This window comes from Actinomadura sp. WMMB 499, assembly GCF_008824145.1.
GTDB lineage: Bacteria > Actinomycetota > Actinomycetes > Streptosporangiales > Streptosporangiaceae > Spirillospora.
Genome location: NZ_CP044407.1, coordinates 7,409,107 through 7,434,487 on the forward strand (window position 1 = coordinate 7,409,107; position 25,381 = coordinate 7,434,487).

Consider the following 25,381-nt stretch of genomic DNA (forward strand, 5'->3'; position numbering starts at 1 on the left):
CCTCCAGGATCAATGCGGTCGGGTGGGGATCAGATCGAAGTCGTGACGGAGTCGGCGAACAGGGCGTCGCGCACGGCCAGGGCGACCGAGGCGTCGAAACCGAGCATGGTGATCGTGGTGGCGTCCGGGCCGAGGTGATAGCGGATCACCGCCCGGTACAGCGTCTCGACGCCCTCCGGCCGGTCCGCCGCCGGTCCGTGAACCCTGGTGATGAGCACGTCCGGCGCCAGCACGCGCCGCAGGGCGCGGCGCCCGGCCTTGTTGTGGTGGCGCAGCAGCGGGAACTCCACGGTCACCGTCCGGTCCTCGTCGTCGACGGGCACGGGGACGGTCGCCGTGAACGGACCCGGCGGCACCGGGCCGGTCCCGGCGACCAAGGCGACCTCCTCATCGACGAGACCACCGGTCGTGCCCGTGCCCGTGCCCGGGCTTGCGCCTGTGCCCGTCGCCCACAGCGCGCGGCGTAGGGCGTATCGGACGGTGCTCTCCCCGTACGTCCCCGTCCACCCGAACGTCTCCGCCCGGCCCGGGGCGAAGACGTCCCCGTCGACCTCCGCGCGGCGATTCAGCAGGTCCTTCCACCCGTCCAGGCTCGACGTGCCGGTCGCGGCGCCGGTCTCCTCGACGGCCTCGAGGGCCGGTGCCAGCCCGCCGCCCGTCCACTCGGCAGGGACGCCGGACCGCAGCACGTCGGCGAGGCGATGGACCGAGGCGCGGTCCGCCGCGCCCGCGTGGACGGCAAGGGAGACGACCGTGCGCGTCGGCGTCCGGACGAAGGCCATGGCGGACGGCCTCCCGATCGTGATGTCCACCAGGTCCGTCGCCGCCGCGCGCAGCGCCGCCGGGTCGGCGTCGTCGACCGGCGCGAGCTCGGCGACCGCCGCCTCGGGCGCGGTCGGCAGGACGTGGCTGAGCCAGAGACGCCGGCTCACGCACTCCACGGACATGCGCAGCGCGTCCGTCTCCGCGATGACGGCGGCGTATGTGTCGCGCAGCGCCGCATCGTCGGCGACCTCGAAGGTCTCGGTGTACACCCAGGCGTTCGGGTCGGCGCCCGACTCGCGGAGACGATCGAGGGCGGCGGACACCGGAACCGGGACCGGCTCCTGAGCGCCCTCGTCGACCCGGCCGTCCGGGGGAGCGGGCAGCGCGCCGGCCAGCCCGCCCACGGTCCGGCGCTCGAAGACGTTCTGGAGTGTCAGCGGCAGCTCGCGGGCGAGCGCGGCGGACACGAGACGCGCGGCGAGGATGCTGTCCCCGCCCAGGCGGAAGAAGTCGTCGTCGGCGGAGGGGTGGTGGTCGAGGTGCAGGACGTCGCGGAAGATGTCGGCCAGTGCGTGTTCGGTTTCGGTTTCTGGTGCTCGTCCGTGGGTGGTGGTGAGTTGTGGTGTGGGGAGTGCTGTGCGGTCGAGCTTGCCGTTGGGGGTGGTGGGGAGGGTGTCGAGTGTGGTGATGGTGGCCGGGACCATGTAGTCGGGGAGGTGTCGGGCGAGGTGTGTGCGCAGTTCTTGTTCTGTGGGTGCTGGTGTTGTGGTGGTGATGTAGGCGGCGAGGTATGTGCCGCCTGCGGGGTGGTCGAGGGCGAGGATGGCGGCGGCGGTGATGGCGGGGTGTTGGTGGAGGGTGTTGCGGATTTCTTCGGGTTCGATGCGGTAGCCGCGGATTTTGATCTGGTCGTCGGTGCGGCCGATGAAGTCGAGGGTGCCGTGGGTGTTCCAGCGGACGAGGTCGCCGGTGCGGTACAGGCGTCGGCCGTCGTCATCGGCGATGAACCGGTCGGCTGTCAGCGCGCCGCGTCCGGTGTAGCCCTCGGCCAGCTGTGTTCCGCCGACGTAGAGTTCGCCGGTGACGCCCTGGGCCACGGGCCGCAGCCAGGCGTCCAGGACTCGGATGTGGGTGCCGGGGACGGGGCTGCCGATGGTGGTGGCGTCGGCATGGGTGGTGGTGGCGTCGCCGGTGACTTCGGTGGAGCCGTAGAAGTTGCGCAGCACGGCGCCAGGCGCGGCCTGCCGCATCGCCTCGATGGTGGCCGGTGCGAGGATCTCGCCTGAGCAGACCCAGTGCCGCAACGAGCGCAGAGCGTCTGAGGCGTTGGGGACGCGGGCCAGGACGTCGGCGAGGCTGGGGACGGTGAGCAGGTGCGTGACCTGGTGGCGTTGCACGATGTCGGCCAGGGCCAGCGGGTCTTGGGCGGTCTGGTCGTTGGCGATGACGACGGTGGCGCCGGCGGCCAGTGGGGTGAGTAGTTCGGTTGCTGCGTCGATGAATCCGACGCTGCTTTTGGCCAGGGCGCGGTCATCTGGGCCGAGTTGGAGGAGTTCGGCGCCCCAGGTGAGCCGGTTGGCCATGCCCTGGTGGGAGAGGATGACGCCTTTGGGGCGGCCGGTGGTTCCGGAGGTGAAGATGACGAATGCGGCGTCGTCTGGGGGTGTGGTGGTGCGGCCGGTGGCTTGGAGGGTGTCGGGGCCGGTCACCACGATGGCAGCGTTGGAGTCTTCGAGGATCTGCTGTATCCGCTCGGCCGGGTATGCCGGGTCGATCGGTACGCATGCCGCACCGGCCCGGATCACTCCGAGGAGTGCGATGACCCGGTCCAGCGAGCGTGGCAGGACCAGCGCCACCCGGTCACCGGTGGCCGCACCGGCGTCGGCCAGAGTGTCGGCGAAGGCTTCCACCCGCGCGTCGAGTTCGGCGTACGACAGCGAGAGTTCGTCCGCAACGACGGCTGCGGCATCGGGAGTCGCCTCGACCTGTCGTCGCAGCAACCGGTCCAACGACACCTCTGTGGAGGCGGCCGGCATCTCGGCGGGGGACGGCGCTGGTAGCAGGTCGAGGTCGGCGACACGGGCCTGTGGGTCGGTCGCGAGCTTGTCCAGGATTTTCTGGAGCACGGTCAGGAACCGGTCGGCTGTGGCCGGGTCGAACAGGTCGACGGCGTAGGTGAGGAAGCCGGTGACCGCTTCGGGGGTCTCGGTCAGGTAGATGTCCAGGTCTGTCTTCACGGCGCCGAGGGCCGCCCGCTCCATCCGGGCCTGGAGGCCTGGGAACTCCGGCTCCAGCACGGCATGGTCGGCCAGGTGCCGGTAGGTGAGTAGGACCTGGAACACCGGGTTGCGGTTCATAGCCCGTTCGCCGCCGGCCGCTGCCGCGATCTGCTCGAACGGTGCCTCTTGGTGCGCCAACCCGTCAAGGACCACGTCACGGGCTCGAGCGAGGACGTCGATCAGACGGTCACCCGACTCGATCCGGTGCCGGAACGGCAGAGTGTTCAGGAAGTAGCCGACCAGGTCTTCGAGACCGTCTTCGGTCCGGCCGCCGACAGGCGAGCCGACCACGATGTCGTCTCCGCCGCCGAGAGCCGACATGCTCAGGGCGACTGCGGCTTGAACGAGCATGAACATCGTCACGCCCTGTGCCTCGGCCAGCGTTCGCAGGGCCTTGACCGTGGCGGTATCCACACCGAATTCGATGTCGGCGCCGATGTGGGACGGCACGGCCGGGGGCGACCGATCGGGGCTGATTCCTGATTCTGGCGGGGCGTCCGCCAAGGCGTGGCGCCAGAAGTCGAGCAGCCGGTCGAGTTCCGCGCCGTCGAGGACCGCTCGTTGCCATAGGGCGTAGTCCGCGTACTGCACCGGCAGTGGGGTCCAGTCCGGTCGGTTGCCCTCGGTCCGTGCTCGGTAGGCCTGTGAGAGGTCACCGAGCAGTGCTGGGAAGGACCACTCGTCCACGGCGGAGTGGTGCACTGCCAGCGCCAGTACCCATTCCGTGTCGGTGGCCCGCAGCAACGCCGCGCGGATCGGGATGTCCGATCCCAGCGCGAACCGCGCCTGCACGATCTCCGCGAGTCGCGCCTCGGAGAAGTCCTCCACGGCCAGCGGGAGCCGAGCGGCCGCATCCTCCGCGGAGACGACGACCTGGCACAGTTGCCCGTCCCGCTCCACCAACAGGGTCCGCAACACCTCATGCCGGGACACCACGTCCCGCACCGCAGCCCTCAGCGCGGCCTCGTCCACGTTCCCTGCCAGCCGCAGCACGACTGGGACCACGTATCGTCCGCCCGGCCCGCCGAGCTGATCCACCAACCACAACGCCTGCTGCCCGAATGAGACCGGCACGACCTCGGGCCGTGGGACCTCTCCCACCCGCACTTGGTCGGGGCCCTCTTCGGGCCCGGAGCCGACGACCCGTGCCAGCGCCGCGATCGTCCGGGCGTCGAACAGGTCCCGCAGCGACAGCCTCGAGCCCAGCCGGGCGTTCACTCGCGCGACCGCCCGTGTCGCGAGCAGGGAGTGCCCGCCGAGGCGGAAGAAGTCGTCGTCGGAGGAGGGATGGTGGTCGAGGTGCAGGACGTCGCGGAAGATGTCCGCCAACTCGCGTTCGGTTTCGGTTTCTGGTGCTCGTCCGTGGGTGGTGGTGAGTTGTGGTGTGGGGAGTGCTGTGCGGTCGAGCTTGCCGTTGGGCGTGAGGGGAAAGGTGTCGAGTGTGGTGATGGTGGCCGGGACCATGTAGTCGGGTAGGTGTCGGGCGAGGTGTGTGCGCAGTTCTTCTTCTGGCGGGGTCTCTTCCGGTGTTGTGGTGGTGATGTAGGCGGCGAGGTATGTGCCGCCTGCGGGGTGGTCGAGGGGGAGGATGGCGGTGGCGGTGATGGCGGGGTGTTGGTGGAGGGTGTTGCGGATTTCTTCGGGTTCGATGCGGTGGCCGCGGATTTTGATCTGGTCGTCGGTGCGGCCGATGAAGTCGAGGGTGCCGTGGGTGTTCCAGCGGACGAGGTCGCCGGTGCGGTACAGGCGGTCGCCGGTGTCGCTGTGGGGGTCGGCGATGAATCGGTCGGCTGTCAGGGCGCCGCGTCCGGTGTAGCCGTGGGCGAGTTGTGTTCCGCCGACGTAGAGTTCGCCGGTGACGCCCTGGGCCACGGGGCGTAGCCAGGTGTCCAGGACTTGGATGTGGGTGCCGGGGACGGGGGCGCCGATGGTGGTTCCCTCGGCGTGGGTGGTGGTGGCGTCGCCGGTGACTTCGGTGGAGCCGTAGAAGTTGCGCAGTACGGCGCCGGGTGCGGCTTGGCGTATGGCCTCGGTGGTGGCCGGTGTGAGTGTCTCGCCTGAGCAGACCCAGTGCCGCAACGAGCGCAGAGCGTCTGAGGCGTTGGGGACGTGGGCCAGCACGTCGGCGAGGCTGGGCACCGTCAGCAGATGCGTCACCTCGAAGCGGCCCACGATGTCGGCCAGGGACAGCGGGTCTGCGGCTGCGTCGTCGTTGGCGATGACGATGGTGGCGCCTGCGGTGAGGGGGGTGAGTAGTTCGGTTGCTGCGTCGATGAATCCGACGCTGCTTTTGGCCAGGGCGCGGTCGCCGGGGTGGAGTTGGAGGAGTTCGGCGCCCCAGGTGAGTCGGTTGGCCATGGCGCGGTGGGAGAGGATGACGCCTTTGGGGCGGCCGGTGGTTCCGGAGGTGAAGATGACGAATGCGGCGTCGTCTGGGGGTGTGGTGGTGCGGCCGGTGGCTTGGAGGGTGTCGGGGCCGGTCACCACGATGGCGGCGTTGGAGTCTTCGAGGATCTGCTGTATCCGCTCGGCCGGGTATGCCGGGTCGATCGGTACGCATGCCGCACCGGCCCGGATCACTCCGAGGAGTGCGATGACCCGGTCCAGCGAGCGTGGCAGGACCAGCGCCACCCGGTCACCGGTGGCCGCACCGGTGTTGGCCAGAGTGGCGGCGAAGGCTTCCACGCGCGCGTCGAGTTCGGCGTAGGAGAGGGACGTTCCGTCGTCTGACAGCACCGCGGTCGCCTGCGGGGTCGCTTCGATCTGCCGCCGGAGGAGCCCGTCCAGTGACGTTTCCGTGGAAGTGGCGGCGGGTGTCTGGGCGGGGGACGGCGCTGGTAGCAGGTCGAGGTCGGCGACACGGGTCTGCGGGTCGGTCGCGAGCTTGTCCAGGATTTTCTGGAGCACGGTCAGGAACCGGTCGGCTGTGGCCGGGTCGAACAGGTCGACGGCGTAGGTGAGGAAGCCGGTGACCGCTTCGGGGGTCTCGGTCAGGTAGATGTCGAGATCTGTCTTCACGGCGCCGAGGGCCGCCCGCTCCAAATGTGCCTTTGCGCCAGGGAACTCCGGCTCAAGCACACTGTGATCAGCCAGGTGCCGGTAGGTCAGCAACAACTGGAACACCGGGTTGCGGCCCGCTGCGCGTTCCCCGCCGACAGTCGCGGCGATCTGCTCGAACGGCGCCTCCTGATGCCCGAGCCCGTCGAGCACCACGTCACGGGCTCGAGCGAGGACGTCGATCAGACGGTCACCCGACTCGATCCGGTGCCGGAACGGCAGAGTGTTCACGAAATAGCCGACCAGGTCTTCGAGACCGTCCTCGGTCCGGCCGCCGACAGGCGAGCCGACCACGATGTCGTCTCCGCCTCCCAGCGTTGACACGGCCAATGCCACCGCGGCTTGAACGAGCATGAACATCGTCACGCCCTGTGCCTCGGCCAGCGTTCGCAGGGCCTTGACCGTGGCGGTATCCACACCGAATTCGATGTCGGCGCCGATGTGGGACGGCACGGCCGGGGGCGATCGGTCCGGGCTGATTCCTGATTCTGGCGGGGCGTCCGCCAAGGCGTGGCGCCAGAAGTCGAGCAGCCGGTCGAGTTCCGCGCCGTCGAGGACCGCTCGTTGCCATAGGGCGTAGTCCGCGTACTGCACCGGCAGTGGGGTCCAGTCCGGTCGGTTGCCCTCGGTCCGTGCTCGGTAGGCCTGTGAGAGGTCACCGAGCAGTGCTGGGAAGGACCACTCGTCCACGGCGGAGTGGTGCACTGCCAGCGCCAGTACCCATTCCGTGTCGGAGGCCCGCAGCAACGCCGCGCGGATCGGGATGTCCGATCCCAGCGCGAACCGCGCCTGCACGATCTCCGCGAGTCGCGCCTCGGAGAAGTCCTCCACGGCCAGCGGGAGCCGAGCGGCCGCATCCTCCGCGGAGACGACGACCTGGCACAGTTGCCCGTCCCGCTCCACCAACAGGGTCCGCAGCGGCTCGTGCCGGGACACCACATCCCGCACCGCCGCGCCCAGCGCGGCTTCCTCCAGGCTTCCCGATATGCGCAGCACCAGCGGAACCACGTATCGCGAACCGGGGCCGCCGAGTTGGTCGATCATCCACAACGACTGCTGACCGTACGAGAGAGGCAGCGCCGCAGGCCGCGGGACCTCACCCATCCGTACCGTTCTCGGTCGGGTACCGCGATCGGCGTCGACGATCGGCGCTAGGTCGGCGATCGTCGGAGCGTCGAACAGGTCCCGCAGCGACAGCCCCGAGCCCAGCCGCGCTACCACGCGCGTCGCGAGCAGCGAGTGCCCGCCGAGGCGGAAGAAGTCGTCGTCGGCGGAGGGATGGTGGTCGAGGTGCAGGACGTCGCGGAAGATGTCCGCCAATTCCCGTTCGGTTTCGGTTTCTGGTGCTCGTCCGTGGGTGGTGGTGAGTTGTGGTGTGGGGAGTGCTGTGCGGTCGAGCTTGCCGTTGGGCGTGAGGGGAAAGGTGTCGAGTGTGGTGATGGTCGTCGGCACCATGTAGTCCGGCAGCCGCGCTGCGACGTGCGCGCGCAGTTCGTCTTCCGGCGGGGTCTCTTCCGGTGTTGATGTGGTGATGTAGGCGGCGAGGTATGTGCCGCCTGCGGGGTGGTCGAGGGGGAGGATCGCGGCGGCGGTGATGGCGGGGTGTTGGTGGAGGGTGTTGCGGATTTCTTCGGGTTCGATGCGGTGGCCGCGCATTTTGATCTGGTCGTCGGCGCGGCCGATGAAGTCGAGGGTGCCGTGGGTGTTCCAGCGGACGAGGTCGCCGGTGCGGTACAGGCGTCGGCCGTCGTCATCGGCGATGAACCGGTCGGCTGTCAGCGCCCCGCGTCCGGTATAGCCCTCGGCCAGCTGTGTTCCGCCGACGTAGAGTTCGCCGGTGACGCCCTGGGCCACGGGGCGTAGCCAGGTGTCCAGGACTCGCACTTGGACACCGGGGGCCGGGGTCCCGATGGCTGTGGCGTCGGCGTAAGTGGTGGTGGCGTCGCCGGTGACTTCGGTGGAGCCGTAGAAGTTGCGCAGTACGGCGCCGGGTGCGGCTTGGCGTATGGCCTCGGTGGTGGCCGGTGTGAGTGTCTCGCCTGAGCAGACCCAGTGCCGCAACGAGCGCAGAGCGTCTGAGGCGTTGGGGACGTGGGCCAGGACGTCGGCGAGGCTGGGGACGGTGAGCAGGTGCGTGACCTGGTGGCGTTGCACGATGTCGGCCAGGGCCGACGGGTCTTGGGCGGCTTGGTCGTTGGCGATGACGATGGTGGCGCCTGCGGTGAGGGGGGTGAGTAGTTCGGTTGCCGCGTCGATGAATCCGACGCTGCTTTTGGCCAGGGCGCGGTCGCCGGGGTGGAGTTGGAGGAGTTCGGCGCCCCAGGTGAGTCGGTTGACCATGGCCTGGTGGGAGAGGATGACGCCTTTGGGGCGGCCGGTGGTTCCGGAGGTGAAGATGACGAATGCGGCGTCGTCTGGGGGTGTGGTGGTGCGGCCGGTGGCTTGGAGGGTGTCGGGGCCGGTCACCACGATGGCGGCGTTGGAGTCTTCGAGGATCTGCTGTATTCGCTCGGCCGGGTATGCCGGGTCGATCGGTACGCATGCCGCACCGGCCCGGATCACTCCGAGGAGTGCGATGACCCGGTCTACCGAGCGTGGCAGGACCAGCGCTACCCGGTTACCGGTGGCTGCACCGGTGTCGGCCAGAGTGGCGGCGAAGGCGTCCACGCGCGCGTCGAGTTCGGCGTAGGAGAGGGAGGTTCCGTCGTCTGACAGCACCGCGGTCGCCTGCGGGGTCGCTTCGATCTGCCGCCGGAGCAGCCCGTCCACGGACATGTCGGCAGCGACGTCCGGTGCCCTTCCCGCGCCGGACGGAGCGTTCCGCACGGGGAAGGCCGCTTCGACCAGTTCGTGGAGGGTCGTGTCCGGACCGGCCCCGAGCGCCCGCTCGAGGAACTGGGCGAAGGCGGTCGCGTGCCGTTCCACGTCCGCGACCGAGATGATCGACTCGTGCCCGGCCAGCTCGCAGCGCAGCCCGGACACCGGGTCGCGGTAGACGGACAGGTCCAGCTTCCCGATCTGCCCCGGGTTGACGGTCTCCACCGTCCCGACGAGCTGATCGAATCGCGCGACGTATTCGAAGATCTTGATGTTGATGGACGGCAGCGTGAAGTAGGAGGACTCGCTCCCCGGCCAGCTCCGGGCGATGTGGTGGTCCTCCGCCGCGGCATGCGCCTTCGCCTGCCCCATCTGCAGGCGGACGGCCTTCATCAGCTCCGCGAGCGTGTCGCGCGGACCGATCGGGGCGACCAGCGGCAGGACCCGCGACATCGCGTTGGGGGTCCGCAGCAGGTCGGGGGTGTCCCGCATCATGAAGGGCACCCGCACCGCGATGTCGGTCCGCCGCTCGGCGAGCGACGTGTAGAGCCCCCACAGGGCGATCAGCGCGTCGCTCCAGTTCGCGCGGACGCTCCGCGAGAACGTCCGCAGACGGTCGAACGTGCTGTCGGGCGTCGGTAGGCGGACAGGACGGTAGGAGAACGAGAAGAGTTCGGCCGGGACGGCCGAGGCCGGCTCCTGGACGACGTCCACGTCCAGGAGCCGGCGCCAGTACTCGACCGTGCCGGGATCCGGGCCCACCTCGTCGTGCGGCGACGGGAGGGCGTCCGCCAGCCGCCCGAACCAGGCGTCGGGAACGGGTTCGTTCCGGACGGCCGCCGAGTAGATCTCCGCCACGCGGCGGATGAACATCGTGACGCTGTACCCGTCGAGCAGGACGTTGTCCGACGCGAAGAACCACGCCCAAGTCCCGTCCGCGCGCCGCAGCAGCGTGGAGGCCGTGGCCAGCTCGGCCGCCGCGGCGGCGGGATCGTCGAACGAGGCGCGGACCAGGTCGCGGATCGCCGCATCGTCGTGCGGCTCGTCCACCACCGTCGTTTCGAGGTGCCGTGCTGTGTCGACGCGTTGGAACGGGGTGCCCTGTTCCTCGTGGAACCGGATGCGCAGGGCGTCGGTCTCCGTGAAGGCACGGCCGACCGCGGCGGTGAAGGCGGCCGTGTCCACCGGGCCCGGCAGCCAGGTGATCTCGGCTGCGCGGAACGCCGGCGCGGGGAACAGCTTGTGCGCGGCCCAGATGCCGCGTTGGCTGGCGGACAGGGCCACCCGCTCGTCAGAGTCCACCGGGAACGTTCGTCCTCTCAGTTCTACGTGACCCGCTGCAGCCGCTTGCTGACCTTGCCGACCGCCGTCTGCGGGAACTCGGCGACGACGTCCAGCGCGTCCGGCAGCTTGTACGAGGCGAGGCCCCGTTCGCGGAGGAACTTGCGGATGGGCGCCAGTTTCAGCGTGGCCGGGTCGGCCTCCTTCCGCGGGATCACGAACGCCTTGACGCGCTCGCCCAGGACGGCGTCGGGGATCCCGATGACGGACACGTCGTGCACCCCCTCGTGCCCGAGGATGAGGTTCTCCACCTCCTCGGGCGCGACCTTCTCCCCGCCCCGGTTGATCTGGTCCTTCGACCGTCCCACCACGGCCAGGTAGCCGTTCTCGTCACGTTCGACGATGTCGCCCGTGCGATAGAAGCCGTCGGGGGTGAAGCTGCGGGCGTTCTCCTCGGGGTTGCGGAAGTAGCCGCGGATGGTGGAGGGACCGCGGGTCAGCAGATGCCCCGGCACACCGGGCGGCACCGGCTCGCCGTCGTCGTCCAGGATGAGCAGTTCGTCACCTGGAGAGATCGGGCGGCCCTGGCACCGCACGCTCGTCTCCTCGTCGACGTCGAACCGGTTGTAGTTGACCAGCCCTTCGGCCATGCCGAAGCCCTGTTGCAGGATGACGTCGAGTTCGGGCCGCACCCGCCGTGCCGCCTCGATGCTGAGTCTCGCCCCGCCTACGTGCAGGCTCTCCAGGCTCGACAGGTCGAAGCGGTCCTTGAGCGAGGAGTTCAGCCAGGCCAGCAGGAGCGGTGGGACGATCGACGACTGGGTGACTCCGTGCCGCTCGATGAGCGGGAACACGGTGTCGGGACTTCCGTCGTGGGCCAGCACCACGGTTCCGCCGACGCTGAGAACGCTCAGGAAGCCGGGGGATCGCACCGACATGCTGTGGCAGAGCGGGACCGCGGTCAGCTGTACGGAGGCCTCGGTGATCCCGCAGAGCGGGATGCTCGCCCTGACGGAATGCAGGTAGGTCTCGCTGGTGTGCGGGATCAGCTTGGGCCGTCCCGTCGTTCCGCCCGACAGTTGCAGCAGGGCGACGTCGCCGGGCAGGGACCGCCGTTCGTGGGGCAGCGGATCGTGTGCCAGCAGCCGGTCGAGGTCGGCGCCGGCGCCGTCCCCGTCGAGCACCACGGTGTGCTCCAGGCCGGGCCACTTCGCCTTCAGGTCCGCCGCCAGCGCTGCCAGATCGGCCCCGTCGTGCTTGGCGACGGTGACGTAGACGCGGGCCCCGGTCACCTCGACGAAGTGCTCGATCTCCGTGCGCCGGTGCGCCGCCGGGGCGAAGACCGGGATGGCGCCGATCTCCCAGAACGCGTAGACGAACACGATGAACTCGGGGATGTTCGGCAGGTGCACGATCGCCCGGTCGCCGCGGCCGACGCCGAGGTCGCGCAGGCCCGCGGCGATCCGGAGGACCCGGTCACCGAGCTCCGCGTAGGTGAGGCCGGTCTCACCCGCGACGATCGCCGTCTTGCCGGGGATCCGCGCGACAGTCTCGAACAGCGGTTCCGGAAGCGTTTGGTCGGTCCAGAACCCCGCGTCGCGATAGCGGGCGGCGGTCTCGGCCGGGTACGGCACGAAACCGTCGAGGGAGAGCGGCTCCAGGACGGCCATCAAAGGTGCCTCGACGAGACCTGGTCGACCGCGCCGGGCACCGGCTCCGCCGGGTCGTTGCCCAGCGCGACGATCCGGTTGTCGGCGTCGACGTGCACGATGCGCGGCTCGTGCGTGATCAGCTCGGTCTCCTCGGCGAGCAGGTAGGACATGATGATCACAAGGTCGCCGGGGTTCACCAGGTGCGCCGCGGCGCCGTTGATGCAGATCTGGCCGCCGCCGGCGTCCCCGGTGATGAGGTAGGTCTCGATGCGGGCGCCGTTCGTGATGTCGACGACCTGAACCTTCTCTCCTTCGACGAGACCCGCGGCCTGGACCAGATCCGCGTCGATCGTGATCGAGCCCACGTAGTGCAGGTCGGCCTGGGTGACGGTGGCGCGGTGGATCTTTCCGCCGAGGACGGTGCGGAACATGCTTGTTCTCCCTGGGTCGAGAAGTCGGTCAGTTGCCGGTGGGGGTCGCGTTCTGCGCCGCGCCCTCTTGCTCGGCGATGAAGTCGCGAAGGGACTTGGGACGAAGGTCGGTCCAGGTGCCGTCGATCCAGTCGAGGACCTCCTGGCGCGGAGCCCCGTCGGGGGCGCCGAAAACGATCGTCCAGCCACCGGGAACCGGCTTGAAGGTCGGCCAGAGGGAGTACTGCTCCTCCTGATTGACGAGGGCGTAGAAACTGCCGCTGTCGTCGTCAAAAGGATTTTGAGGCATGGGTTGCTCCCTTGTCTTCTGCAAGGTCCGGGGGGCAGCGAGGAGGGCAGCGACGAGGCCGAGGCGTCGTCATTGACGGACTCGGCGGTGGTGGATCTCGGAGCGCGGGGCCAACGGGTCACGGTGCGGCTTGCATCGATTCGCATCGATGGTCGGTGCCGTGCGACACAGTAACACAGAAGTTAGGGAAGCCTAAGCTAACTCTGGCCATCTAATGGATCTCCATTTCGCCGCATCGATCAAGGTCGATCCGGTGGACGGTCGGTGACCACTCGGTCGCTGTCCGGTGGTGGAACCGTGGGGCGCCGACCGGGCGGTGGGCGCCGCGCGCGGTGCGGGCAAGGCTCTTTCGCCTGCCGCCCGCTGAGCGGGAACGGGGCGGCGGCCGGACGCGCGGTGGCCGTATACGAGAGGTATGACCCCCACGTTGAGCGACCGCGACCAGATCATCGAGCGGCTCGCCGAACTCGCCGCCGCCCTCGACCGCCGCGACTGGGACGCGATCGGCGCGATGTTCGTCCCGTCCGCCGCCGGCTACGGCCGGACGGGACGGGACGAGATCGTCGCGACGGTCCGCGCCCACCTCGGCGGCTGCGGGCCGTCCCAGCACCTCCTCGGCAACCACCGCGTCGAGATCCGCGGCGACGAGGCGCGATCGCTGACGTACGCGCGCGTCCACCACCGCGGCGAGGGCCCGGCGGAGGGGCTCGCGTACGAGTGCTTCGGCGAGTACGAGGACCGCTGGACCCGCACCCCGCACGGCTGGCACATCACCTCCCGCACGTTCACGATCTCGCACGACCTGGGCGACTTCGCCGTCCTGCGGCCCGGCTGAGGGCCTCGCCGGATACCGAAGCGTCACCCGCGGTTTCCTGGAATGTGGCGAAGTACGCGGACCGGGCGCGGCGGGCCCGGTCATGCTTCGCGCATGAAGCGAAACGACCGGTGGAGCCGCGTGCGGCGAACCCTCGGATCGCCGTGGGGCCGGCGATCCCCCCTGCACGGCGCCGCCGGGCGCCGCGGGCTCGTCCTGACGGCGATCGGCGGCTGCGCGTTCGTCCTGCCGGCGGCCACCGGATGCGGCGAGACCGCGCAGCGGCAGTCCTTCACCGACGAGAACGGCCGCGCCTGCGCCTACGTGCTCATCGAGGAGCCCGACGGCGGCAAGGAAGTCGGCGACATCGACTGCGACTTCCCGCCGGGCCACGTCCCGTCCACCTCGCCCAGCCCCACCCCGACGGGGTAGGGCGTCCCGCTCAGACCAACGTTTTACCTGGTCGACAGGCTTTGCGTCGTTTGTCCGCCGCCGGTCGCGGTGAAGGGTGGGGTGACGCCGCGCTCCGCCGTGCGGCCGACGGACGGTCCGCACGCCGGGCGGGGAGCGGCCCGCCCTAGTGAGAAGTGGTGACGATGGCCGGGACCAGGACCGGGGACGCGCCGAGTCCGACCGACGCCCTCCCCCTCGACGAGTTCAAGGAGGCGGGCCGGGGGCTGGCGCGCGCGATGATGATGCGGGCGCTCACGTCCGCCAACGGCAGGATCCGGGATCTGACCGGACGCCTGAACGAGAGCACCGGGAACGGCGAGAGCGCCGGCGCGAAGATGTTCGAGGCCGGGGCGGGCGAGCTCGCGAAGGGCAGATCGCCGCTCCGGGCCGGCGTCACCGCGGGAGTGACCGGTGCGAAGGAGAAGGTCAAGGACGTCGCGGGAGCGGGCGGCGAGAAGGTGAAAGACGTCGCTGGACTGGGCGGCGCGAAGGAGAAGGTCAAGGACGTCGCGGGACTGGTCGGCGGCGGAGAAGGGGACGGCGGCGATGCGGGCGGCGGCGAGAAAGAGGCCAAGGTCGTCACCATCATCGAGGAGTTCGACGTCGGGCTGCCGCTGCGCACGACCTACGACCAGTGGACGCGGTTCGGCGACTACCCGTCGTTCACCAGCAAGGTCGAGAGCGTCGAGCAGGAGTCCGACGAGAAGATCAACTGGCGCGCGCAGATCTTCCTCTCGCACCGCAGCTGGGAGTCGACGATCGTCGAGCAGGTCCCCGACACGCGCATCGTGTGGAAGTCCACGGGCGCCAAGGGGTACGTCGATGGGGCCGTGACCTTCGCGGAACTGACGCCGAACCTGACGCGCGTCCTGCTGGTCGCCGAGTACCACCCGGACGGCTTCTTCGAGAAGACCGCGAACCTGTGGCGCGCGCAGGGGCGCCGGCTGCGCCTCGAGTTCAAGCACATCAAGCGCCACATGATGACCCGTGCCGTCCTCGAGCGGGACGAGATCGAGGGCTGGCGTGGCGAGATCCGCGACGGCGAGGTCGTCAAGACCCACGAGGACGCCGTCAAGGAGGAGCAGGACTCCGTCAAGGAGGAGCAGGGCGCTGCTAAGGAGGAGCAGGGCGCCGTCAAGGAGGAGCAGGACGCCCGGCGGGACGACGCCGGCTGACCCGGTCGAGGGGGACCCATGGCAGACACCACGCCCGGCGACGTGGAACGGGACCGCGGCCGGGAGGAGCCCGACCGCCGGGCCGAGCGCCGCTCGCCCAAGGGCGGGCCGGACGTCTACCTCAACGTTCCCGAACTGAAGGTCGAGGAGATCTCCCTCGAGGTCGAGAATCTCGAAGCGCACGTCGCGCTCTCCGCCCAGGTCCTCGACATGCTGAGGCTCAACGTCGGCGCCGACGTCGGCCTGGGCGCGGTCAAGCTCGACATCAAGGGCGTGGAGGCGCAGGCCCTCCTGGAGGTCAGGCTCGACGAGGTGGCCGTCATCGTCGACCGCGTCCTCACCACCCTCGACCGCAACCCGCAGCTCCTCGAGCACATCGGCCGGGGCGTGGAGTCGATCGGCTCCGGCGCGGGACGAGCGGTCGGCGAACTGGGCTCGGGAGCCCGCAGCGCCGTGGAGGACGTGGGCGAGGGTGCGGGCGGCGCGGTGGAAGACGTGGGCAAGGGGGCCGGTGGGGCGGTCCAGGAGGTCGGCGAAGGTGCGGGTGGTGCTGTGAAGGACGTGGGCGAGGGTGCCGGTGGTGCTGTGAAGGACGTGGGCGAGGGTGCCGGTGGTGCTGTGAAGGACGTGGGCGAGGGTGCGGGCGGTGCTGTGAAGGACGTGGGCGAGGGTGCGGGCGGTGCTGTGAAGGACGTGGGCGAGGGTGCGGGCGGTGCGGTCCAGGACGTGGGGGAAGGCGCCGGTGGTGCGGCCGAACAGGTCGGCAAGGGCGCCGGTGGTGCGGCCGAGGAGGCGGGCAAGGGCGCCGGGAAGGCGACCGAGGCCGCCGGTCAGGGGGCGGGCGGTGCGGCCGGGCAGGTCGGGCAGGTCGCCGGGGACGCGGGACGGTCCGTGGGTGAAGCCGGCACCGGCGACGAAGCCCGGCGCGGCGGCGGAACGGGGACGAGCGGCGGCGCCGACGAGGAACGCGCCGATGAGGAACGCGGGGACGAGCCGCCGGACGAGCGGCGGCCGTCCGGTACCGGCACGGAACCGGACGGCGACGCCACCGAACTGCGGGGCGCGCTCAGGGAGACCGAGGAGTCCCTCCAGGAACTCGGCCGCACCTTGATGCGCATGTTCTCCAAGCAGTCGCAGTCGGGGCGCTGACCGGAACGGGAGGGACGATGGCCGGCAGGTATCCGGAGGACGGGATCGCGGCGTCGGCGGCGATCCTGTTCCGCGCGACGATCAAGGCGGACGAGCTGCGGTTCGACGTCGTGCCGGGCAGTTCGGTCGAGTTCACCGGGGACGCCGACGCCGGTTCGTCCTCCGGCAGCGTTCGCGAGGGCGTCCCCGACGAGGCCGAGCCGAAGACGACGTACCGCGACGTGCGCGTCGACTACGCGATCGCGGCGAAGCTCGCACCGCCCGACCGTCCCGACGACGGCTGAGCGCCCGGACTCCCGTCCGGCACCGGCCCGACGCGTTCTGGAGACGCCATGAAGCAGATCGTCACCCCGATGCTGTCGTACGAGGACGTCCGTTCGGCGCTCGCCTGGCTCGGCGACGCGTTCGGCTTCCGGGAGACCGGCCGGATCAGCATGCCGGACGGGACGATCGGCCACGCGGAGATGGAGACCGGGGACGGCGGCGTGATCATGCTCGCCGAGCCGACGCCCGCGTACCGGTCGCCCGCGCGGCACGCCGAGACGTGCGCGGACGCCGCCGCGTGGTCGGCCGTCCCCTACGTGATCGACGGCGTCCACGTGTACGTGTCGGACGTCGAGGCGCATCTCGAACGGGCCCGGCGGGCGGGGGCGACGATCCTCGGCGAGCCCGGCGACGGCCGCTACCGGGCGGCCGACCTCGAGGGCCACCGGTGGATGTTCGAGGACATCACCGAAGCCTGAGGCGTCATACCCCGGACCGGTCGGTGACGGCGCGCAGGCGCCGCCCGAGGTGGGCGCGGGCCCGTTCCGGGTCGTCGCCGGTGAGGGCGACGAGGGCGATGCCCGCGGTGATGATCACGTCGGCGAGCTCGTCCCGGACGTCGCCCCGCGTCCCGTGGACGCCCTTGCGCGGGTTCTGGCCGGTGACGCCGATGTACGCCTGGAAGGCCTCGCCGTACTCCTCGGCGATCTTCAGGATGAGCGTCTGCTCGTCCACGTCGGGGAGGTAGCCGGTCCGGAGGCGGGCGAGGTCGTCCCACATGGCGCGTCCAGGGGTGTGCGGGGATGTGACGTCGGCGATGCTAGCGGCGCGGACCGGCGGGGGTTCCCGGACGGCCGGTACGATGGTCGGATCATCCGTTGAAGCACGTCAGAGAGCCGCCATGTCGCAGTTGCCGGTCGTCAAGGTCCACGGAAACCGTAATGACATCCTGGTCATCGACGGTGCCCCGGACGAGGTGTTCCCCGGCGGTGAGGCCGCCCGCGCGGTGCGGCGGCTGTGCGACCGCCGGGACGGGCTCGGCGCCGACGGCGTCTACTTCATCGTGGACGGGGGCGACGGCTCGGGCCGCGCGTGGTTCTTCAACCCGGACGGCTCGGAGTCGCTGCTGTGCGGCAATGGGATGCGCGGCGCGGGCCGGCTCCTCCTCGACCGCTACGACGCGGGGCGGGTCGTGCTGCGCACCGGCCCGTACGACTTCACGGTGCGCGACGCGGGGACGACGCCGCACGGCGTCCGGCGGACGGCCGTGGAGCTGCCGCCGGTCGACTTCGCGCCCGCCGACCCGATCGTCGCGGGTGCCGCCGGCCCGGTCGTCGACCGGGTGCTCGGCGCCTACCACGCGTCGCTGCCGGTGACGGCGGTGGCGGTGCCGAACTCGCACCTGGTCAGCGTCATCACCGGCTACCGCGAGGACGATCTGGTCGAGACGGGCCTGCGGGTCGCCGGCAGCCCGGCCGCCTTCCCGCAGGGCGCGAACGTCAGCTTCGTCCTCCCGCTGGACGGGCGGGGCCCCGACGACGTCTACGTGCAGACCTACGAGCGCGGGGCGGGGCTGACGCCGTCCTGCGGGTCGGGCGTGGCGGCGTCGCGCGCGGTGCTGTCGCGGCTCGGACGGGTCGAGCCGGACGTGCCCGTGCTGGTGCGGAACCCGGGCGGCCCGGCGCGTTCGTGGCTGCAGGAGACCGGCGGCCGCTGGCAGCCCGTCCTGGAGGGCAACGGCACGATCGTCTTCCGCGCCGAGGTCGACCGGACCTCCCTGGCGGGCGAGGGCGCGCTGTCGTTCGTCCAGGAGGACGACGAGGCGGAGCTGGCCGCGTTCGACGCCCTCTACCGGGAGAACCGCGAGATCCTCGCCGACGCCGGGGTGAAGCCCACCGCCTGACCGACGGCCGGACCTGTGGGGGTCGCTCCCCACAGTGAATCGCCTGACCGACGGCCGGGCGGAGGCCGCTCTCCCGGCCGTCAGCGGCGGGCGGCGGCCAGGTAGGCGGCGAGCACCGCGATCCCGGTGAGTGCCTGGACGGCCAGGTACGGGCCGATCGCGGACGGTGGGGCGCTCAGCGCGGCGAGCAGCGGCGCGCAGCCGAGGGCGGCGACGTCGATCCCGGTCCCGGCCCACACGAGCGGGCCGGTGGGCACGGACCCGAACGGGGTGTCGAGCGTCGGCATGGCGTGGTCGACGGGCCGCCGCCGCGCCATCCGCAGCGCCCCGGCGGCCAGCGCGGGCGCCGCTGCCGGGCCGAACGCCCACCAGGCCGCGCCGGGCAGGGCGCCCGTCACGGCCGCCCAGCTCAGGGCGAGCGCGAGCCAGCCGCCGCCGAGCAGCGCGGGCAGCACGGCGCGCGCGGCGAGCGCCGTCCGGGGCGCGACGCCGGACAGCCGCGCCAGGCCCGGGTCGCCGGCGTCCCGGCGGGCGCCCGCCGTGCCCGCCGCGGCGGCCGTGAGCGCCCCGCCCGCCACCACGACGGCCACGAGGTTCGGCCCGGCACCGGCCGCGGCGGCGAGCGCGGGCAGCGCACCGGCCGCGGCCAGCCCGCACAGCGGGCCCGGACGGCGCGACAGCCGCCGCCAGTCGATCCAGGCGAGGGCCGCCGGACGGCCGAGGCGCGCGGGCCACGGGCGGGAACGCACGAGCCGTCCCCGCCAGTGGGCGTCCTCGGCGATCCCCGACAGCGCACCGGGGTCGAGGACGACCGCCGCGGCCACCACGTGTCCCGTCCGGGTGGACGCGTCCAGCAGCGAGCGGGCGGGGATGCGCCCGAGCGCGCCCCAGGCGAGCCGGAGCAGCAGCGCGGTCACGGCCGCGCACGCCACCGCCACGGCCGTGACCGGCGGCATCGGCGCGTCGGCGACGGAGGCGAGCAGTTCACGGCCGGGTCCGTGGCCGAGCACGACCGCGACCACGGCCGCGCCCACGCTTCCGGCGATCACGGTCTGGAGCCACATGTCCCACTGCGGGGACGCCTGGGCCAGCACGGCCGTCGCCGTCCCCCCGGCCGTCGCCGCGACGCCGAGCACGAGCGCTCCGGCCAGCGGCACGGGGGCGTGGCCGGACAGGCCGAGGACGGGCAGCAGCGCGACGCCGACCACGGCTCCGGCCACGAGCGCGAACGCCAGTAGGAGCGCGGTGCTCCGTCCGAGCACGCCGCGGCGGGGCAGCGGCGAGAGCAGCAGCCACGCCGCGTCGGCCGCCGGGAGCGCGACGGGCCCGAACCTGCGGGCCAGCGTGAGGAACCCCGCGTAGGCCAGCGCGATCAGCGCGAGCCCGGCGCCCGCCTGCGACGGGTCCACCTCCCGCGCGGCGGGCGGCAGCACGGTGCGGGCGAGCCCGCCGAGCGACGCCGCCAGGACCAGGGCCGCGGCCGCGCGCGTGTACCGGTCGGTCCAGCTCGCGGTCGGGCGGCCGTGGGCCCGCAGGTATCCGCGGACCGTCCGGGCACCCGTCACGCGGGGGCCTCCATCTTCAGCCGCCGCGTGCTCCACGCCAGGTCGCCGTCGTGGGTCGCCATGACGACGGTGCCGCCGTCCCGCAGGTACGCGACGAGGATCTCGGTGAGCCGGTCGCGGAAGTCGGGATCGAGGCCGCGTTCCGGCTCGTCCAGCAGGAGCAGCCGGCTCGGCCGCACCAGCCCCATCGCCAGCGAGAGCCGCTGCCGCTGCCCGGTCGACAGCCGCAGCGGCGACGCGTCGTCCCGTCCCGCCAGGTCGAACAGCTCCAGGGCCGCGTCCGTCCCGAGCCGGGACGCGTCGTGCACGGCCCGCATCAGCTCGACGTGCTCGCGCACCGACAGTCCCGGATACCAGGCGGGTTCGTCGGCGACGAGGACGACGTCGCGCCAGAACGCGGGCTCGTCCACCGGCGGCCGCCCGAGCACGGTCACCTCCCCGGCCGCCGGACGCTGCAGGCCCGCCAGGCAGCGCAGGAGCGTCGACTTCCCGGCGCCGTTCGCCCCCATGAGGGAGACGACCTCGCCGGGCCGCACGTCGAGGTCGAAGCCGTCCACGACGGGGACGCCGCCCAGCTCCACCTCCAGCCCCCGGACGGTGATGACCGTTTCGTCCATGCCGCCGATCCTAAGGGCGCGGAAATGTCGGCACTCGCCACTAGTTTCGCGTGCCATGGTCGAGACGGTGGTGGACATTCCGGTCGAGTGGCGCGAGCACATCCATCCGCGGCGCGGGGGCGTCCCCGGGCCGCGGGTCGTCCTGGACGAGGACGCCGCGCGGCGGGCGCGCGAGTGGGACCGCGAGGCCCGCCCGATCGCGGCGGAGATGGCGGAGCACGAACGCACCGACCCCGCACTCGGCGCGGCCGTCCGGGCGTGGCTGGACGGCGAACCCGACCCGGCGGGCGCGGCGGCCGTCGCGGCCGTCGCGGTGCGGTACCTCGGCGCGGACGGCACGGCCTTCCCGGACGCCTGGGTGCCGGACCACGGGCTCGCGTTCGCCGCCTGCGCGGTCACCGAGGCGTGCTCCATCGTGCTCGGCCCGGTGCCCCGGCCCGCGAAGCCGGGGGCCGACGGCGTCATCCGGGGCTACGCCGTCTTCTACGGCGGCGACGGGCCGCGCGGGTGGCGCGGCGAGATCAGGCGCGTGGCCGACGGCGACGCCTTTCCCAGCGGCCGGTGGGTCGCCGAGGACGCGGTGGCGAAGCGGCTCCGCACGCTGCTGGCGGCGGCGTCCGAGCCCGAGTACGGCGACGCCGTCGCCCGCCTGGCGGCGCACCGGGGTGATGCCGGGCGGCGCCGCTCGGCCTCCTACCTCGTCCCGACCGAGACGGCCTGGACGGACGAGTCCCTCGCCGACCCCGCCGCCCGCCAGGTGCTCGGGCACGACCACGTGCTCGCGTCGCTGACGCGCGCGGCGCACCTCGCCGGGATCGGCTGGATCACGGTGACCCCCGCCATCGTCGGGACGCTCCTCGACGGGCTGGGCCGGGACGCGTTCCCGCTGATCGACACGGCGTACCGGGGCCATTTCCGGCGCGAGGCGGACGAGACCCGCCCGATCCTCCTGCGCGCCCTGCTCGCGATCCCGGACGAACGGATCTTCCTTTCGCTGCTCGACGGCTTCGGCGACAAGGACGTGCCCGCCGTTCTGCTGAAGGCCGCGGAGCGGTACCCGGCACAGGCGGTGCGGGCGCTGGCGCCCCGCGCGGACGACGGCACGACCCGCGGCCTTCGCGCGGCCGGGCTGGTGCGCGGCCTGCTGCACGCCGACCCGTCCCTGGCCGGGAACCTGCCCGCGGGCGTCGCCGAAGGGCTCCGGCCGCGCCCGCCCGTCCCGGACGCCGACGACGTGCCGGCGGTCCTCGCGGGCAAGCCCGCCCGCAGCGCGAAGGTCGACTGGGCCGACCCGGCGCTCCTGCCGCGGATCCGCACGCGGGCCGGTGACCGGGTCCTGCCGGAGAGCGCGACCCGGTGCCTGCTGAACCTGCTCGCCAAGAGCGCCCCCGAGGTCACCGCCGCCCGCGACTTCTGCGACCGGCACTCGCTGGCCGAGTTCTCGTGGGCGCTGTTCCAGCGCTGGCACGCGTGCGGGGCGCCCGCCAAGCACAAGTGGGCGCTGGCTCAGCTCGGCCTGATCGGCGACGACACGACGGTGCGGCGGCTCAGCCCGCTGATCAAGGCCTGGCCGGGCGAGGGCGCCACCGCACGGTCCGGCGCCGCCCTGGACGTCCTCGCCGCGATCGGCTCCGACGTCGCGCTCACCCACCTCTTCGAGCTGGCCCGCCGGGGCAAGTACAAGGGGCTCAAGTCCCGCGCCCTCGGCAAGATCGACGAGGTCGCCGCCGCGCGCGGCATGACGCCGGACGGGCTCGCCGACCGGGCCGTCCCGGACTTCGGCCTGGACGCCGCGGGCACGCTCGTCCTCGACTACGGTCCCCGCCGCTTCACCGTCACGTTCGACGAGCAGCTCGTCCCGCTGGTCGCGGAACCGAACGGGAAGATCCGCAAGAGCGCGCCCAAGCCCGGCCCGAAGGACGATCCGGTCCTCGCCCCGGCCGCGCACGCCCTGTTCACGGGCCTCAAGAAGGACGTGCGGACGATCGCCGGCCAGGAACTCAAGCGCCTCGAAGCCGCCATGATCGCCCGGCGGAGCTGGACGCCGGACGACTTTCGCGCCCTGTTCGTCGATCACCCCCTCCTGGGCCACATCACCCGCCGCCTCGTGTGGATCACCGACGGCGGCGTCGCCTTCCGCGTCGCCGAGGACCGCACCTGCGCCGACGTCCACGACGACCCGTTCACCCTCGCGCCGGACGCCCGCGTCGGCATCGCCCACCCGATCCTGCTCGCCGACCTCGACGCGTGGGCCGAGCTGTTCGCCGACTACGAGATCCTGCAGCCGTTCGAGCAGCTCGGACGTCCCGTCCACCGCCTCACCGGCGGCGAGCGGGCCGCGCACCGGCTCGCCCGCGTGGAGGGGCTGGTGCTGCCCTACGGCAAGGCGAAGGGCCACTCGCAGGGCCGGTGGGAGTCGGTCGGTGCCGACGGCGAGTTCGCGGGCGGATGGCTGGCCCGCCGCGACCCCGCCGGCCTGTACGTCGTGGCGGGCCTGAGTCCCGGCCTGTACGCCTACATGTACGGCGAGGGCGACGACCAGGAGGTCAAGGCACTGTGGGCCGGGTCCGCCCCCGCCGCCGCACCCGAGAACACGGTGCCGCTCGGCGAGGTGGACCCGGTCACGATGAGCGAGGCCGTCCACGACCTCGTCCGCAGCGCGTCCTGACGCCGGTCCGGCGGCTTAGTCCCCGCGCGCGGGCGACGTGCGCAGGGCGGCCCGCAGGGCGGCGGCCGCGAGGACGATCACGGGCCCGTCCGCGTTCTTGCTGTCGCGGACGGCGACGCCGTGGGGGAGTGCGGCCACCTCGACGCAGTTCCCCGTCGCACCGCTATGGGAGCTCTTGCGCCAGGTCACACCGCTCAGGTTCACCATCTGTGCTCGCCCTTCTGTGGACGTGGGGGCTTGGACGTGAACTTCCCTCATATCAACCGTCCATGCGGGCCGCCGGTGACCGGTTCCGGGCCTGGACGGGCCCGCGATTCCCCCGGACGGGGGAGCGGGTTCCCTCCGGCGGGTGGCGATCACACCCCGGTGCGGTTGCGACCTTCGTTGTGGAGCGGGCGCCCCGGCCCGCCGGAACGGAGGACGACGATGACCGCCGCGACCGATCGGCCGGTGACCGCCGGACGGCTGCGCACCGCGTGGCACGCGGCCCACGCCCCGGTGGCCGGGGTCCCGCGCTGGGCGCGGATCGCTGCCGTCGCGATCCCGCTCGCCGTCCTGCCGTCCGGCCTCTGGCGCCTGCCGCTCGCGTTCGGCCACACGATGGGCTTCGACGCGGCCGCTCCGCCCGCCGAGCGCGTCTACATCCTCTTCCTGTCGATCGTCTCGGAACTGGTGGCGTTCACGGCCTTCGGCCTGATCGCCTCGTGGGGCGAACGGGTTCCCCGCTGGATCCCGGTCCTGCGCGGCCGCAGGGTGCCGCCCCTGGCCGCGATCGTCCCCGCGTCCCTCGGCGCCGTGCTCCTCACGGTCCTGTGGACCTTCTCGTTGGCCGGCCAGCTCACCGGGACCACCCTCCAGGGCGAACCGCTGCCCGGCGACTTCCCCTCGGAGCAGGGCGGCTGGAATGCCGCGCTCTTCTACGCCTGCTACCTGCCGCTCCTGCTCTGGGGCCCGCTGCTCGCCGCCGTCACCTACGCTTACCACCGCCGCCGGAACGGGCGCCCCGAGCATGGGACGGACGGAAGCGCGGCGGACCGGAGCGCGACGGCGCCTACGGGCCGGTGAGCCCGTCCTGGTTGTCGGCCGCCCACCGGGCGAGCTGCGCCAGCGGCCCGTTCGCGAACGACTCCCCGAGCGGGGAGAGCCGGTAGATCGCGCGGTGCGGCCCGGACCCCCGCTCCCTGACGACGAGCCCGCGCGCCCGCAGCCGCCGTAGCGACTGCGTCATGGCCTTGTCGCTGATCCCGGCGATCCGCGCCAGCAGCTCGCTGCGCAGGGTCGGCCCCGCTCGCAGGGCGGACAGGAGGACGGGATCCCACCTGTGGCTGATGAGTTCGGCGGCCGCCCACACGTGGCAGTCGGAGGCGAACGTCTCGCAGTGCCCGTCCATCATGGATCCCAGTGTGGCCCGGCAACCGCCTACCGATCGGTAGGAACGGGGTTCGTAGCGTTCCCGTCGACAGCGACTTCCCGATGGAGGAACACCGTGAACGTAGGCATCCTGGGTACTGGAAACCTCGCCGTCGCACTGGGCCGCGCCTGGGCCGCGAGCGGCCGCTCGGTCCTGGTGACCGGTCGCGACCCGCGGCGCGCGAGCGGCGCCGCCGAGCGGATCGGCCATGCGGCGTCGGCCGTGGCTCCCGGCGACCTCGCGGGCGCCAGCGACGCGGTGGTCGTCGCGGTGTCCTGGGAGGGGCTCGAGCAGGCCGTGACGCTCGCCGGAGGCCCGCAGGGGGCGCTGTCCGGGAAGGCCGTGATCGACTGCACCAACCCGGTGGACTTCGCGACCGGCGCGCTCGAGCCGGCGTCCGGTTCGGCGGCGCAGGTCGTGGCCCGCAACGCTCCCGGCGCGCATGTGGTGAAGGCGCTGCACCTGTTCGCCGGTGCCTCGTGGCCGTACACGGGGGCGCCGGAGGCGGCCCCGGTCGTGGCGATCTGCGGTGACGACCGGGGCGCCCTGGACCGGGCGGCGGCCCTCGTCGCGGACCTCGGCGCCCGCGCCGCCGTCGTCTCCGGGCTCGCGGGCGCCCGCCAGCTGGAAGAGGCCGCGGGGTTCGTGATGCGGGTCGTGGCGGCCGGGCACAACCCCAGGCTCGCCGTCCCCGATGTCGACCCGGCCCTCCTCGGACCGGCGGACGCGGCGACCGGCTGAGGCGGCGCCCGGAGGGGAGCGGGCCCCGTCGCCGCGCCGGGGCCCGCACC

At 72.2% G+C, this 25,381-nt stretch carries 19 protein-coding genes; 10 read left to right on the forward strand and 9 right to left on the reverse strand.

Annotated features, from left to right (window positions below; translation table 11 throughout):
- Positions 1-29 precede the first annotated feature (29 nt).
- Genes F7P10_RS33405 through F7P10_RS33420 form a run of 4 tightly spaced genes read right to left on the reverse strand, consistent with a single transcriptional unit; the run spans position 30 to position 12,571 of the window.
- Complete coding sequence (locus tag F7P10_RS33405) at positions 30-10,220, reverse strand: non-ribosomal peptide synthetase (RefSeq protein ID WP_176611755.1); 10,191 nt, start codon at positions 10,218-10,220, stop codon at positions 30-32.
- Positions 10,221-10,243: 23 nt separating this feature from the next.
- Positions 10,244-11,869, reverse strand: coding sequence for a (2,3-dihydroxybenzoyl)adenylate synthase (locus F7P10_RS33410; protein ID WP_151015618.1), 1,626 nt, complete (start codon positions 11,867-11,869; stop codon positions 10,244-10,246).
- Positions 11,869-12,282: an aspartate 1-decarboxylase gene (gene panD / locus F7P10_RS33415; RefSeq protein ID WP_151015620.1), complete on the reverse strand. Its 414-nt coding sequence runs from the start codon at positions 12,280-12,282 to the stop codon at positions 11,869-11,871. Before panD ends, F7P10_RS33410 begins: the two co-directional genes overlap by 1 nt.
- A 28-nt stretch (positions 12,283-12,310) precedes the next feature.
- On the reverse strand, positions 12,311-12,571 hold the full coding sequence (locus tag F7P10_RS33420) for an MbtH family protein (protein ID WP_151015622.1): 261 nt from the start codon (positions 12,569-12,571) through the stop codon (positions 12,311-12,313).
- 415 nt (positions 12,572-12,986) lie between these two features.
- Here F7P10_RS33420 and F7P10_RS33425 point away from each other — a divergent pair, with 415 nt between their 5' ends.
- The 6 genes from F7P10_RS33425 (at position 12,987) to F7P10_RS33450 (ending at position 16,905) form a co-directional block, all read left to right on the forward strand.
- The gene (locus tag F7P10_RS33425; protein WP_151015624.1) at positions 12,987-13,406 is read left to right on the forward strand and encodes a nuclear transport factor 2 family protein; all 420 of its coding nucleotides are present in this window, start codon (positions 12,987-12,989) and stop codon (positions 13,404-13,406) included.
- A 93-nt stretch (positions 13,407-13,499) separates the two neighbouring features.
- Positions 13,500-13,817 (forward strand): hypothetical protein, encoded by a 318-nt coding sequence (locus F7P10_RS33430; protein WP_151015626.1) that lies wholly within the window; start codon positions 13,500-13,502, stop codon positions 13,815-13,817.
- Between the two features lie 164 nt (positions 13,818-13,981).
- Positions 13,982-15,013, forward strand: coding sequence for an SRPBCC family protein (locus F7P10_RS33435; protein WP_151015627.1), 1,032 nt, complete (start codon positions 13,982-13,984; stop codon positions 15,011-15,013).
- Between the two features lie 18 nt (positions 15,014-15,031).
- The gene (locus F7P10_RS42840) at positions 15,032-16,162 is read left to right on the forward strand and encodes a hypothetical protein (protein WP_176611756.1); all 1,131 of its coding nucleotides are present in this window, start codon (positions 15,032-15,034) and stop codon (positions 16,160-16,162) included.
- A 17-nt stretch (positions 16,163-16,179) separates the two neighbouring features.
- Entirely contained in the window at positions 16,180-16,446 is a 267-nt protein-coding gene (locus F7P10_RS33445) for a hypothetical protein (protein ID WP_151015629.1), read from the forward strand.
- Between the two features lie 48 nt (positions 16,447-16,494).
- Positions 16,495-16,905, forward strand: a complete 411-nt coding sequence (locus tag F7P10_RS33450; protein ID WP_151015631.1) for a glyoxalase/bleomycin resistance/extradiol dioxygenase family protein — start codon at positions 16,495-16,497, stop codon at positions 16,903-16,905.
- Positions 16,906-16,909: 4 nt separating this feature from the next.
- On the opposite strand, the gene F7P10_RS33455 is transcribed toward F7P10_RS33450, so the two are convergent.
- Positions 16,910-17,206: a MazG-like family protein gene (locus F7P10_RS33455; RefSeq protein WP_151015633.1), complete on the reverse strand. Its 297-nt coding sequence runs from the start codon at positions 17,204-17,206 to the stop codon at positions 16,910-16,912.
- A gap of 121 nt (positions 17,207-17,327) precedes the next feature.
- On the opposite strand from F7P10_RS33455, the gene dapF reads away from it, so the two are divergent.
- Positions 17,328-18,329, forward strand: coding sequence for a diaminopimelate epimerase (gene dapF / locus F7P10_RS33460; RefSeq protein ID WP_176611757.1), 1,002 nt, complete (start codon positions 17,328-17,330; stop codon positions 18,327-18,329).
- A gap of 80 nt (positions 18,330-18,409) precedes the next feature.
- Here dapF and F7P10_RS33465 read toward each other — a convergent pair whose 3' ends face one another.
- Positions 18,410-19,894: a DUF6297 family protein gene (locus F7P10_RS33465; RefSeq protein ID WP_151015637.1), complete on the reverse strand. Its 1,485-nt coding sequence runs from the start codon at positions 19,892-19,894 to the stop codon at positions 18,410-18,412.
- On the reverse strand, positions 19,891-20,511 hold the full coding sequence (locus F7P10_RS33470) for an ABC transporter ATP-binding protein (RefSeq protein WP_151015639.1): 621 nt from the start codon (positions 20,509-20,511) through the stop codon (positions 19,891-19,893). Before F7P10_RS33470 ends, F7P10_RS33465 begins: the two co-directional genes overlap by 4 nt.
- A 55-nt stretch (positions 20,512-20,566) precedes the next feature.
- Here F7P10_RS33470 and F7P10_RS33475 point away from each other — a divergent pair, with 55 nt between their 5' ends.
- Positions 20,567-23,179, forward strand: a complete 2,613-nt coding sequence (locus F7P10_RS33475) for a DUF4132 domain-containing protein (RefSeq protein WP_151015641.1) — start codon at positions 20,567-20,569, stop codon at positions 23,177-23,179.
- Between the two features lie 15 nt (positions 23,180-23,194).
- Here F7P10_RS33475 and F7P10_RS33480 read toward each other — a convergent pair whose 3' ends face one another.
- Positions 23,195-23,368 carry a DUF397 domain-containing protein gene (locus F7P10_RS33480; RefSeq protein WP_254716158.1) on the reverse strand — a complete coding sequence of 58 codons (174 nt, stop codon included), beginning with the start codon at positions 23,366-23,368 and terminating at the stop codon, positions 23,195-23,197.
- 237 nt (positions 23,369-23,605) lie between these two features.
- On the opposite strand from F7P10_RS33480, the gene F7P10_RS33485 reads away from it, so the two are divergent.
- A complete protein-coding gene (locus F7P10_RS33485) occupies positions 23,606-24,244 on the forward strand; it encodes a hypothetical protein (protein ID WP_151015645.1) in 639 nt (212 codons plus the stop codon).
- Here F7P10_RS33485 and F7P10_RS33490 read toward each other — a convergent pair.
- Positions 24,231-24,572 carry a helix-turn-helix domain-containing protein gene (locus F7P10_RS33490; RefSeq protein ID WP_151015647.1) on the reverse strand — a complete coding sequence of 114 codons (342 nt, stop codon included), beginning with the start codon at positions 24,570-24,572 and terminating at the stop codon, positions 24,231-24,233. The genes F7P10_RS33485 and F7P10_RS33490 overlap by 14 nt on opposite strands.
- 93 nt (positions 24,573-24,665) lie before the next feature.
- On the opposite strand from F7P10_RS33490, the gene F7P10_RS33495 reads away from it, so the two are divergent.
- Complete coding sequence (locus tag F7P10_RS33495) at positions 24,666-25,331, forward strand: NADPH-dependent F420 reductase (RefSeq protein ID WP_176611758.1); 666 nt, start codon at positions 24,666-24,668, stop codon at positions 25,329-25,331.
- The last annotated feature ends 50 nt before the right edge of the window (positions 25,332-25,381 follow it).